The following is an 11578-nucleotide window of genomic DNA, read 5'->3' as shown; positions in this document are numbered from 1 at the left end:
GGGTGCCACGGGTGCAACCGTGGAGCCCGGCATTATTTTAATTTTAGGGTTGCTGGCGCGGGCACGGCGCAAACTTCGAATATTGGCCGTTACTTCACGGGCATGGTTCTGACGAAGTACAGCCGTGTTTTTATCAATCCGGTTCAGCGCATCCAGAACACCATTTTTTGATGGATCAAGATAATCAGCACCCTGGCTTTCGATTCGCTCTATTGGGCTTACGCTGGATGCAGCACCTGCAGCCTCTTGCGCGGTATTTTTTACGTCAGCTTCTTTCATTTTGAGCCTTTCAGTTTCTTTTTAAGCTGCCTTTCAAGCATAAGCGCTGTTGACTTTGGAAGCCTTAAAACACCATCGGCAGGCTGCCCAGCCCATAAGCATAGGTTGCCCTGAATGATCTGCCAGCTGCGTTTAGAGTAGTCTCGGAAGCAGCTCACCCAACCGAAAGGGCAGACGCAAACGCACAGAGGCGTTTACGTCATCCTTTTTTTCTTCACAGTGTACCGTTATCCATATAAATAAACGCCCGTCATGGATGCCGGTTGTCAGCCCGTGGCGCATCGAATCTAGTGCTGCGTCTCGCTTTTCTTTCAGTGTCAAAAATGACGTAAGAGGAAGGCTTCTTACCCATTTTTCCATAATTTCAATGCGACGGTCACGCACAGCGGTATCACCATGCTCGATCAGTGTGCCCACCAGATCATGCCGCTTGATAATTGCCAGTTGCTTATTGTCGCTTTGCCCGTCCATTTGCATTCGCAAAGACTCAAGCTCCTCCATCAAAAATCCATCGTGCGGGACAACTTTAAGCTTTTTGCCTTCGTGCTCAATATCACGCCACGGCCTTCCGGTGATTGGCATGTAGTTTTTGCCGAGATCCTTCATTTCAATCAACGGATCATGCTCATGGCCGCAGTGTGGGCACTCATAAGGCGCGTGAATGGTGGTGTCTGTGCTGGTGGCGATAAAATACCAAAATGCAGCCAGACGGCGATCATCAGCCGTCCAGGTGCGCGGATCAACGTATTTGTCGGGGCTTGACTGCAAGAGGCTTAAAACCTCTGTCGCAAGAGATTCCTCAGCAGAAGAATCTGTTTCGGCGAAATACTCACAGTCTTCTACGGTTGCTTCGCGCAGGTAGATTATTTTTTCGGGATTGGATGGTAGCTGTAGCGGTGGTATCTGCATTTCAGGGGATGCCTTGGTCTGGGTGGCTATCACCTGATTCTACTGCATGAGCGGGTTTTGTTCAGCAATAAAAAAGCCCCGCGTTTTTAGGCGCAGGGCGTTTCCAACCACTGGTATTTTCTGCATCCGCCATAAAATGGCGGTTGTCGGACTGTGCAGCCAGCTCCAACAAGGCCAGGAAAACCTTACCGACTTTTCAATTATCATTTACAGCCGCTCAATAGTCAACCGAACCAGCGCGAAATTCCACGAAAGTCATTGGAAATTCAAGGCTTTCTTTGGCATCTACGCTCTCTGTAATCTCGCCCAATACTAGGGGAACCAATCGCATGTGCTGACGTAAAACTTCGCTACCATCATACAGCCTACGAAAAACTTTACAGGTAATCAGATAATCAATAGGCAGATTCCATGTGCCGTCAGCGTTAACCACCATGTTAACCCGATCCTCCATCCAGCGGTACATCCGCTCGTCTTCATGGTCGTAGCATGTCATGGCCAGCGTTACCGGCTGTGCTGCGCTGGGGTAATGTATGGGTGTTGCGCCCGCCATAAATGGGTTTGTTTCCAACGTGTAAGGCTCCTGGCTGATGCTTTTGACAAACAGGTCGAAGTCTTTTGGTGCTTGATCCATTTCAATCCGGAACTGCCACGGATGGCGGTAGGCCGTATTAACCATGCGCTTGTTGATCTGCCGCATGGCTTTGATCATGTTCAAATCACCGACCATCAGATCACCACCATCATTGGCAGCATTTCTGCGGTTTCCTGCATTTCAAGCTCAAGTGCTGTTTTTCTATCCAGCAACTCGGTGTCAGAGCGCAATGACTCGACCTGTATTTCAGCTGTACCACCAGCCATGCGGAACCGGCGGGTGTTTTCAATGTCGATCAGGCACTCAAGGTAATCGCCTAACAGGGAAACAATACCCCTAGGCAGCGGATCATTTTCAAAATCAAGCACCTCAAGATCCAGCAGGTAACATATGCGGTAAGGCGGCTTGCTATGGCCTTTGTAACAGCTATCCACCAGCAGGTGCCAGCGAACCAGTGTCTCGCCTTCTACGTCATCACGGGACTCTCTGCAATCAACATAATTCCCGTTGTCATCCGACACACCGATCAATTCCAGTGCATTTGCTGGCCTTACAATAACCCTTTCTGATGTGTCGATATTGCGAATCACCCCGGCACGGTCGCGGTAGGTTCGCAGAGCTTGCCGCAAGTAACCTTCAAGTTTTACCGGGTCAACAACAATCAGTGGACTGAACCGCCGTTTTACTTCTTCCAGCAGATCCATAGGGGTCATGGTGGGATACCTTGCAGGTAAAAAAATGGCAGCCCGCCTGATAGGCGAGCTTGGTTGTTAAACTTCAGGGTCGATGAAATTTGCCATCAGTGTACCTGCAGGCTTCACAATTGCTGCACGGTCTTCCACGGACAGATCCACGCCATCCAGGTTAAGCCAGCAGTCGTGCAGCGTAAAGGTCAGCGGTGCAACACCGGATGGGAGCGATTCGGGAGTCATTACCAGGCGCACCTTGAGGTAGCGCTTGTTAACAATCCAGTCGCGAATCATGCGGTAAACATCGCCTTTGATAACCTCCTTGAATGTGATTGGAATTTCGGCTGCGTTGTTGTAGTTACCTGCCTGCAGGAAGCGTACTCCGAGGGGGCCGTAAGTTTCAATCATTTCACGATTCATCGGGGGCAGCTGGGCAGCTTGCACAAGGATCTCGCTCACATCCTCATACCCCTCAATGCTCATTTTGAAGTCGGTGCCAATCAAGCCTTCGCCCTTGGCAACCATTTTGTTGTACTGGGTGCGGAACATTGATGTATTGCCAACAGAACCAGTAATTTTAGGCATTTACTACCCCTTGATTATCTGAATGAACCGGGAATATCTGAAGCATTAAGCATGGATTTTGTCTGAACGCTTAAAGTGACCTCTGCGCGAAGCGGATAACCATCCTTCGACTTAGGGCCAGACACGTCAGTCGAAATACTGACAATGTGGCACTCAGGATAAATGATCATCCGTCCAACACTGACCGCCACAAGAGCGGGTATTCTGCCACCGGGCATAACAGCGTTGACCTCTGGCGCGGTCATCTGCTCAAGAGCGATAATCGCGGCCTGAACCTCATTGTAAGCATCACTTAAAGCGTAAAAGATCAGCGGAAGGTTAAAACTGTGCGGAACATTGCCACCCCACACCTGAGTGCTGTTCAGGGTGGATTTTGATGTGCGCCCCGTATGCTCTTGAACCAGTCCGCCTGTCTTCTGAAAAACGCCGCCTGCGCTATCCTGCTCAAACGGGCTTTCCCAGTTAGCTGTGAGGTCGCGTGTCGCACCTTCACCGAGGAGAGCCACTACAGTCTCTGACTCTCCTTTGATGAACGCCATAAGGCGCGGGCTGACTGATTTATCGCTAACCCCGACAGCCATACATTACATGCCCCGCGATCTGCGAACACGCATTGATTTTAAGCGTGCACGCTTGGCCGCACTGGTATGTGCCTTTTTACGGGCTTTTTTCAGTGCAGCACGCTGGGCAGCGGACAGGCGAACCTTGCGGGTGCGCTTTTTGATGAAACTGACCTTGCCGCCGCGAATAACGCGCTTTTTGGATTCAAAAATCATGCCGGTTTCAACTGCAAACTTGGACACAATCTCATCATCCGACTTGGAGTTTTCTTCCATTTTTTCGGCAAGAAACTCACCAAGATCATTGGCTGCTTCATCATCACCACCAACAGCAGCTTCTGCGTTGGACTTGGAGCCACCCAGGGCAACAAAAGCGTCAACCAAGGTTTCAGCCAGCGCGTCATACTGGGCAGCCTGATCATCGTCAAGCTCGTCTTCATCTTCTCCATCAGTGACAAAGCCAATCAGCAGCGCATCCAGCTGCTCCCCGGTAAACTCACCATCATCAACGAAGGTCAGCGCGATACCCATCGCTTCGGCACGCAACTGGCTTTCAGCAAAGTCAGTGATGGCCGCCTCATAAACACCTTCAGAAGGCTGTTCGTGACCGGCAGGTTTTTTTCCGGTATGCGAGGCGCTAAACTGGCCGAAAGTGTTGTCTTCATTAAGTTCAAACATGCTTTTAACGCTCCGTTACTTGATAAGCATTGGCTGGCCAGCGATACGCCGTGCAGCACCCACAGGGCAATAATCCCACTCAACCATCCACAGGTCAATTTCTGCCTGATAAATACGGATGCGATAAGGCTCATCGCCATCAACATCGGGATTCCGTGGCGTGACAATCGCACCAGCAGTTGTCAGAGGCTCCAGAATACCCTGCATGATGTCGGTCAGGATCTGAAGGGTCAGGCCGTCCGGCTCAAACTTGGCATAACTGGCACCTTCAATAAACTGGTGGGTGATATGGTTGTCCAGTGAACTGATCCACTCGAAGCGCTTGTAGTTCTGCTCAAAGTGCATAGCCAGCGAATCACCGATGTACACACCAACACCACTGTCGCTTGCCAGAATCGGGTTGATACGGGCAGTGTATAGGTCATCCTTGTTGATCAGGTCGTCAGGATAGAGCGGCTTCACGCCACGGCGATTGATCGTACCGCGCTTGGTTCCGGCAATGGTGTAATAAACACCAGGCACAGGGCCACTGAAGTTGGCATTTGCACGCGCACGCGCAGCAGCAGCATCACCACTGAATCCCCATAAGCCTTTACCGCCGTACCACGGGTCAGTTGCAGTGTAAGCACCCCAGATACATACGTTCTGGCGGCCTTGGATACCGGCATCCTTGATCCAGTCAATGGCATCACTATGCTTGAGGTATGGAGGCGCATCAAAGAAGTGCTGAATGTAGCGACCACGGGCAATATCAGCCACATGGCCAATAACAATCGGATCGTAGTTGCCAGCCTGAAACACGTTATTCAGATAAACACGGTCGTCAGCCAGCAGATTCCAAGCCGCCTGCCAGTCAGCTGTTTCTGGGTATCCGCCGTTATCGCCACCTTCAAAGTAGACTTTGGTAACAGCAACAAGGTCTTCAATACCTGTATCACCGATAACCACGCCCAAGCGCTCGGAAGCTGTTTCCAGAAGAGATTCAATGAAGATAGGCACACCCATATCGTCACGGGCATCTTCATCCAACGAGGCCGTGTAACTTTCCAGAATAGCATCTTCATTTGCCGCATCTTTGCCCCACAGGGTTACAGTGAAGCGGTTTGTGGCAACATCAACATTGGAAATCTCCAACTGCCGGTGAGACGATGGGTCGCCGTCTTTGATGAAGAAAACCATAATATCTTCAGCGGCTGGCAAAATTTCCGCGCCAGCAGCGTGCTCAGACTTAACTGTAACAGCGACTTCTGGTGTAAGCGGGTTAGCAGCCTGAACTGCCACGGACGGGAAGCGATACGCAGCATCAACCACACGCACAACCTGCACGTAACTGGCATGCTCAGCAGCCGCAGCCAAGTGGCGCAAGCCCTCAGCACCAAGTCCATGAGACTTAGGTAGAGGGCGACCAAGCTTTACCTCCCAGTTGTCATTAGTGACCTGGAAGACCTGTCCGACCGGCCCTTTACTGGCAACAACCACGGTACCGGATACGGAGGCTGGGCCACCGCCCGTCTTGTAGTTGTTGTCAATCAAACGCAGGACGCTAATATCCGCTGCGTTGGTGATTGTATTTTTGATCATGCTAAATCACCCTGTTAGTTGTTGCGCTTGCCGTTTGCAGGTGCTTTGTTTGCATTGCTGTTCTGGGCATTGGCAGGCGCAGGCTCTGCTACCTTGGATTCATTAACCGGCTTTACAGGCTCAGGATCAGGCTTGGCAGGTGCAGGCTCTGCTACCTTGGAGCCAAAAGTAATCGCCGGATAGCGAGACTTCAGTCGCGCTTGAAGCACCTTGGATTCCTGATCAGTCATTTCAAACTGCTGTCCGGATTGCTTTGGCAGAATATGGATCTGACGCGCACCTACACGGGTATCAATTTTGTTGACCGTGGGATTGTTAATAATCAGCATTGCTTGCTCTCCTTTGGCCGCCCGGCGAAGGGCAGCCTCAGTTTTATGTTAGCGAATCAGAGGATTAGCTGCCACCGCCAGTGTGAGTAATCACCAGCTTGGTGAACCAGTCACGCCCGTTGTCCGGGTGCAGGTCACGATAAGCCAACTCCCACAGGGTGTCACGGAACTTCATGTCAGTGCCAACAGGGTGCTTCAGTGGCACACCGCTAATGGCATCAGCAGCAACATAGCCTGCTTCGCCGTGATTACGACCACGGGCATAGCACAGGGCTTCCCACTCTTCTGCTTGCGGATCACAGTACAGATCCCACATGCCAAACAGCTTGCCAACGTAATGCGGCTGCGGCACTTCGCGGTAGCCGGGGGCTGCACGGAAATGAGGATCTTTCAGGCTGCGGAACAGGTTGCAGGCTGACTTACCTGCAACGAGACCAACCAGACCGGAGCGCTTGTTTGCAGACATCAAATCAGTGCTGATCTGCAGCAGGGTTTCACGGATGGTTTCGTAATGCTCGTGGTAATACTGATTAGCAGGCACAGTCATCAGCCATTCAGTGGACCCTTTCGCAAAGAACCACATATCATTGAGGCGCTTACGGTCTTTATCAGCAGCCATGATATTGCGCATAGCGCTCAGGGTCATACTGGTCAGATCCATGTTGTATTCGCGGCGGGCTGCATACAGGGACTGCAGCGATACCTCGCCACGAATAGCGGCTTCGTGTGGCATGATTGTCCAGGACATAATTTCGTGCTCAACAGTCGGGATGCTGCTGGGGCTTTTTTCGATGTTAATGTCATAACCAACATGCACTTCAAGTCCGCTTGCCGGTGCGGCAGTGAAGTTGACAGTGATAACACCAGTATCGTAGTTGACAGACGATGCCGCTAGGCCGGGCCCGTAGATATTACCTTTGCCGTCATCAGAGCCAACCAGCTCACGATCAAGATACACGCGGATATAACCGCCCGCTTGAGAGCCGGATTTTTTCAGCGGCTGCGTGACATCATGCACAAACTGGGTTGCAATGCCGTCACCAGTGCCTGCTAGCTTGCGCTGATCCATTGATCCGTACTGACCGTTGAACGACTCATCAATGCGATCACCTGCAGCCAGATCACCAAAGGTCGAACCGGCACGGCGAACCACTTTGAAAATTTCAGAGCGGTCATAATTGGCAGGAACAGATGTCACCATGTCATTGGTGATGGTCATCAACTGCACAGGCATAACCAGTGCAACCATGTGGTCACGCAGGATTACGCCATCCGTGGTGTTCATGCTGGAAACGCTTTCAAAAACCTGCCCTGTTTGACCTTCGGCATTAGAGCCGATCATGTTTTCGATGGTCTGGTGAACGCCAGCCAGAACATCTGTGCTGGGCATACGTCCGCGCTGGCGAGCATAGTCACGCACAGCGTTGGCGTGAGCGCCAAGAATCATGGGGCCAGCTTTGCCCAGGCTTTCGTAAATGGTTCCAGATACAGCGGCTTCGAGGTTGGCGTTACGCTCAGCCTCATTACCCAGAAACGCAGCACCGTCATGCTGAGGGGCAATAACGGCGCTATTGATTTCCTTGGCGCGGCGCATCCGGTCGGTCTGCTGCTGCAGGTATTTCTCAGTGTTGCTGCTCATACTGATGTTTCTCCAGTAGGTTTGCTGATACAGGCCGTTCGGAGGCCGAATTTTATTTACACCTCACAATGATAACAAGAAATCCAGGCGCTTCCATAGTTAACACAAGGAAAGTTTCGATTCCTGCCTTCCGGTGGGCATGTTCATCGCTCAGTGTAACCTGTGTAGCCTCTGAAAAACCAAGAAAAAACCCTAAGTCTTTGTTTATTTTGGAAAATAAAAAATGCAGTGTAACCTGTGTAGCCTGTGTACCCTAGGTGCCTATATTAACCTCAATAATAAATAACCCTACACATAGTTATTTTTTCTGAGACCAACATAGGATATTAGGTTACACAGGTTACACTATGAGCCAAGTAAAAACGCTGAAAGCCAGTATTGGAGCGGTTTACAGGGCAGTGTAACATAGCCTGATGATGTTGCACTGAGGCTACACTAACAGCAAGCAAAAAAGCATTAAACCGCAAATAATACGGAAACCACATAAAATCAAATGCTAGTATTTATTGCAGAAGTTATTTTTGAGAAACGACTCAATAACTCAAAATAATTACTCGCAGTAACTACAGTGACCGTTCCTGAGCTGTATAACGATGGATTAAACGGCGGCCTACCATTTTCCTCACTGATCGAAGTCATCCGCTCGTACCAATCTGCGGAAGGTGTCGTTTCCGGCGCAGCAAGAAAAGCATAGGTGCCAGTGCTGGCCAGCGTATCAACCAGAGACTGAGTTTCAGAAACAAGCTGCTCAAGATCCTGTTTTTTTGCCTGAAAATCTTCAATCCCACCGGAAAGCTGCTCAACAATACGGGCAACCTTGGAGGATGCACCAAGGGTTGTATTGCGAACACCGGGAAAAATGTCAGCAACAGTGACAGATTTCCATTCGTTTTCAGGCGGTTCTTCAGGTTCAGGCAATTCAGGTGGCGGTGGTTCAGGCGGCATTGCCACGGGGGGCAGCTTAATTCTTGGCTTTGGTGGTTCAAACACCTTGGTGGCTGCATCCTTGATTGCTGTAACGGCATTCTCAGCTCCCTCAGAGCTGGTTGTGAGCACGATGGTGCAGACTATCGCCGTGAATGCGTTCGCGTCCCTGGGGGGCGCTCCGGTGGCATTAAGCACCCTCTCGTTCCAGCTTCCAGTATCTGATGCCAGCTTAAGATAATAAATCCCGCTTTCTGCTGCGCTGGATGCCATGCTATTGACCAGTTCGTCTACTGCAGCGGCCTGGTTCTGCGCCTCGGCAAGCCTACCCTGCATCTGGGCAATGGCTGCATCAATCGCAGCTAGTTCCTTTTGTGCTGATGCAAGTTGTTTGCTGGCGCCAGAAAAAACACTGGGCATGGTGTCTGCAAGGGTTTTACTTGTCCATGTCATGCAATTTTCTCCGGGAAGGATGCAGGCGCAGGAGGAGCACCTGGCATTAGCTCTGTTACTGTCCACGTTATTTGTGAAACAGCGATAGTTTCAATATTTTCAATAATATCCATGAATGAGGGTGTTTTTTCCACGGATGACATACTTGCAATAATGGCTGCTTCAAACAACGGTATAAAAGTCATTGAGTCATTTGATACACTAATTACACTAATCCCACCGTGAGAAGGAATGTTGGGCAGAACAGCAATTGTTGACCAGTATTCTGCAAGCGCGGTTGCAAACAGCGTGATTGTTGCAGAGCTATTCGGGAATCCGCTCTTGAAAAATGCCTCAAGAATGCCCGCATCCCCACCATTATTATCCGCGCCCAAAACAACGCCATCGGCTGCATAGGTACTGTAGGCAGCAGACCAGTTCAGCGGGAAGTCACCGGACGGAATTCCGGGTGCTGGCTTTCCCGAAGCATCAATACCGGCAACATTCTGATAGGCCAGCCAGATCAATTCAGAGGCAACACTAGGAGATAAGGCCATCTATTTACTGATTCCTGTTTTTGGTGCTGTAAACATTGCCACCAGAAAGCAACTCAGAAAACTCAAAGGGCATTACTTGCATGGCTGGTGACACTGGAGCGCCAAGATTGCCTATATGCTGATGGTTGTCACATTCTGCCTTGAGGTCGCTGAATGCCGCTGCCAGCTTGTCGCCAAGAACAGAAGGCTCAAGAGAGCCAAGCGCACCGAAGTCCATCTTCGGCCCATCAAAATGCAGAGTTCCGTCATGCTTCAGATAAACCTCACCGACAACATGCTTTTTGCTGTTTCCGGTAACAGACTCGTGCTGATTGCCTTCAATGTGCATGGTTAGCGCACCGTCTTTGGTTATACGGATCGCTGTTCCATGTTCTCGCTGGGTGATAAGCAGCTCACCATCCGGGTTGATTTCGATAATAACCCCGTACTTTTCCAGCGCGTCACTGCCATGGTAAATAGGTTCGGAGGGATCCGGCTCATCAGCAGTCGCATTGATCTTATGGATGATTTTATCGTCACCATTCCAAGCCTCGTGCGGGGTGTTGGGTTTTTTGTCAGGCGCATAGTGGCACCAGCCAACGATAATCGGATAACGTGTATCACCATCAGGAAACTCCACCCAAACCCAGTCATCAGCCTCAGCAGGGGTAAAATGACCGCCTCTTGCCCTTGCGTCCGACAACTGGTACTCAGCCCACGGCAGATCACCATCAGGCACGTTATCCCACCAGCCAGGCACACGTATCTGCACACGCAAAACCTGCAGCGGATCATCTTTGGTGTTGGTCACAACCGCTCTTGTTTTATAAATCGGCTGAACCTTTAACGGCAAATCAGTCTCGCGCATTTTTAACCACCCCGGCTTTAACCCGGCAAGAATAACGGTTCGCCTCATAGTGATGCGCCACCAGGTAGATTAAAACCTTCTCTGGAAGGCTTTCATCAAGCGGCCTGCCCTGCCTTGCCCTGTGAAATTTCAATCCGATATTAAGACCGGGCATCAACTCACCACGGCCATGTGTTCCGAAGTCGATAACAGGAATAACAACCCAGTTCTGCCCATCCAGCTGAGGCACGGTATGCAATGGCCTGATTTCTACCGGTTGATCATCATTCATGGTTGCCGTGATATGCCCGTCAACGATATTCCAGCCAGCATAATGTTTGTGTATCAGTTCTGCCGCAAGATCACCACGATACAGGCTCTTGTAGGCCAGTATTTTTGATTCCTGCATAGAGTCCTGATAATGATAGGTGTCAAATTCAGGCTGTGAAAAAAGCCCATCAAGAGACTTTATCAGCAGGCTTCCGCGCTGATAATAAATTGCTGTACCTGTTTCCCTGCTGAGCTGGCGCAGCTTGCGAGTCGGACGTTCGCCGGGCAGAAGATGGAAGCGGTCAATGGAGGGCATTGGATCGGCATCAACAGCAGCACCCGGCATCATTGCCGCACCGATAGCATTTATTGGCATATCCACCAAAAAAAATGCCTTGGATGCCGGTTTTTTAGCGGTATCAATAATTTCAGGGAAGCCGTGGATGGTTATAAGGCCGCTTTCGCTACCTGTTATCGACCTGACCACAACATCCTCAGTAATATCAAGGCCACCCTGCAGGTGTTGATCCAGCAGCACCACCGTCAAAACAGAGCCTTCCTGCAGGCCAAAATCATCACGTATCAGGTTGTCATTATCCTGCATGACAATTATAAATTTAGGGCTGTCAAGCGACAGTGTTTCTATGTAAGTAAATGATTGCATTAAGGAAATATCAGCTTCCTCACCATCAATCAATATCTTCTGAACCAGCTGATGCTGCATT

14 protein-coding genes are annotated in these 11578 nt (G+C 50.4%); all 14 read right to left on the bottom strand.

Translation table 11 applies throughout. The features are described from left to right. Window positions 1–279, bottom strand: a 279-nt coding sequence (locus tag IBX50_RS04255) for a hypothetical protein (protein ID WP_292253630.1), incomplete at its 3' end; no start/stop codon positions are given. A 132-nt stretch (window positions 280–411) separates the two neighbouring features. Continuing rightward, window positions 412–1188, bottom strand: a complete 777-nt coding sequence (locus tag IBX50_RS04250; protein WP_292253629.1) for a hypothetical protein — start codon at window positions 1186–1188, stop codon at window positions 412–414. Between the two features lie 217 nt (window positions 1189–1405). Then, the gene (locus IBX50_RS04245) at window positions 1406–1918 is read right to left on the bottom strand and encodes a hypothetical protein (protein WP_292253626.1); all 513 of its coding nucleotides are present in this window, start codon (window positions 1916–1918) and stop codon (window positions 1406–1408) included. Then, a complete protein-coding gene (locus tag IBX50_RS04240; protein WP_292253624.1) occupies window positions 1918–2496 on the bottom strand; it encodes a hypothetical protein in 579 nt (192 codons plus the stop codon). Before IBX50_RS04240 ends, IBX50_RS04245 begins: the two co-directional genes overlap by 1 nt. Before the next feature lie 57 nt (window positions 2497–2553). After that, a complete protein-coding gene (locus tag IBX50_RS04235; protein WP_292253623.1) occupies window positions 2554–3057 on the bottom strand; it encodes a hypothetical protein in 504 nt (167 codons plus the stop codon). A 14-nt stretch (window positions 3058–3071) separates the two neighbouring features. Next, window positions 3072–3638, bottom strand: a complete 567-nt coding sequence (locus IBX50_RS04230; RefSeq protein ID WP_292253622.1) for a hypothetical protein — start codon at window positions 3636–3638, stop codon at window positions 3072–3074. A 3-nt stretch (window positions 3639–3641) separates the two neighbouring features. Next, window positions 3642–4295: a hypothetical protein gene (locus IBX50_RS04225; RefSeq protein ID WP_292253621.1), complete on the bottom strand. Its 654-nt coding sequence runs from the start codon at window positions 4293–4295 to the stop codon at window positions 3642–3644. A gap of 15 nt (window positions 4296–4310) precedes the next feature. Then, window positions 4311–5876 (bottom strand): hypothetical protein, encoded by a 1566-nt coding sequence (locus IBX50_RS04220; RefSeq protein ID WP_292253620.1) that lies wholly within the window; start codon window positions 5874–5876, stop codon window positions 4311–4313. A 14-nt stretch (window positions 5877–5890) separates the two neighbouring features. Continuing rightward, window positions 5891–6205, bottom strand: a complete 315-nt coding sequence (locus IBX50_RS04215; protein WP_292253618.1) for a hypothetical protein — start codon at window positions 6203–6205, stop codon at window positions 5891–5893. Window positions 6206–6269: 64 nt separating this feature from the next. Continuing rightward, window positions 6270–7844, bottom strand: a complete 1575-nt coding sequence (locus IBX50_RS04210; protein WP_292253617.1) for a hypothetical protein — start codon at window positions 7842–7844, stop codon at window positions 6270–6272. A gap of 489 nt (window positions 7845–8333) precedes the next feature. Continuing rightward, window positions 8334–9041 (bottom strand): hypothetical protein, encoded by a 708-nt coding sequence (locus tag IBX50_RS04205; protein ID WP_292253614.1) that lies wholly within the window; start codon window positions 9039–9041, stop codon window positions 8334–8336. Between the two features lie 176 nt (window positions 9042–9217). Further along, entirely contained in the window at window positions 9218–9757 is a 540-nt protein-coding gene (locus IBX50_RS04200) for a hypothetical protein (protein ID WP_292253611.1), read from the bottom strand. A 4-nt stretch (window positions 9758–9761) separates the two neighbouring features. Continuing rightward, window positions 9762–10547 carry a phage baseplate assembly protein V gene (locus tag IBX50_RS04195; RefSeq protein WP_292253609.1) on the bottom strand — a complete coding sequence of 262 codons (786 nt, stop codon included), beginning with the start codon at window positions 10545–10547 and terminating at the stop codon, window positions 9762–9764. Between the two features lie 43 nt (window positions 10548–10590). Further along, window positions 10591–11577 carry a hypothetical protein gene (locus IBX50_RS04190; RefSeq protein WP_292253607.1) on the bottom strand — a complete coding sequence of 329 codons (987 nt, stop codon included), beginning with the start codon at window positions 11575–11577 and terminating at the stop codon, window positions 10591–10593. Between the last annotated feature and the right edge of the window lies 1 nt (window position 11578).

It is taken from the genome of Marinospirillum sp. (genome assembly GCF_014859565.1).
This window is presented reverse-complemented; position numbering and strand designations above follow the sequence as displayed.

Excerpts from the sequence above, each read along its gene's own strand:
- IBX50_RS04190 (WP_292253607.1), bottom strand. The coding sequence starts at position 11,577 with ATGCAGCATCAGCTGGTTCAGAAGATATTGATTGATGGTGAGGAAGCT.
- IBX50_RS04210 (WP_292253617.1), bottom strand. The coding sequence starts at position 7,844 with ATGAGCAGCAACACTGAGAAATACCTGCAGCAGCAGACCGACCGGATG.
- IBX50_RS04235 (WP_292253623.1), bottom strand. The coding sequence starts at position 3,057 with ATGCCTAAAATTACTGGTTCTGTTGGCAATACATCAATGTTCCGCACC.
- IBX50_RS04200 (WP_292253611.1), bottom strand. The coding sequence starts at position 9,757 with ATGGCCTTATCTCCTAGTGTTGCCTCTGAATTGATCTGGCTGGCCTAT.
- IBX50_RS04230 (WP_292253622.1), bottom strand. The coding sequence starts at position 3,638 with ATGGCTGTCGGGGTTAGCGATAAATCAGTCAGCCCGCGCCTTATGGCG.
- IBX50_RS04225 (WP_292253621.1), bottom strand. The coding sequence starts at position 4,295 with ATGTTTGAACTTAATGAAGACAACACTTTCGGCCAGTTTAGCGCCTCG.
- IBX50_RS04240 (WP_292253624.1), bottom strand. The coding sequence starts at position 2,496 with ATGACCCCTATGGATCTGCTGGAAGAAGTAAAACGGCGGTTCAGTCCA.
- IBX50_RS04205 (WP_292253614.1), bottom strand. The coding sequence starts at position 9,041 with ATGGCATCCAGCGCAGCAGAAAGCGGGATTTATTATCTTAAGCTGGCA.
- IBX50_RS04220 (WP_292253620.1), bottom strand. The coding sequence starts at position 5,876 with ATGATCAAAAATACAATCACCAACGCAGCGGATATTAGCGTCCTGCGT.
- IBX50_RS04215 (WP_292253618.1), bottom strand. The coding sequence starts at position 6,205 with ATGCTGATTATTAACAATCCCACGGTCAACAAAATTGATACCCGTGTA.
- IBX50_RS04250 (WP_292253629.1), bottom strand. The coding sequence starts at position 1,188 with ATGCAGATACCACCGCTACAGCTACCATCCAATCCCGAAAAAATAATC.
- IBX50_RS04245 (WP_292253626.1), bottom strand. The coding sequence starts at position 1,918 with ATGGTCGGTGATTTGAACATGATCAAAGCCATGCGGCAGATCAACAAG.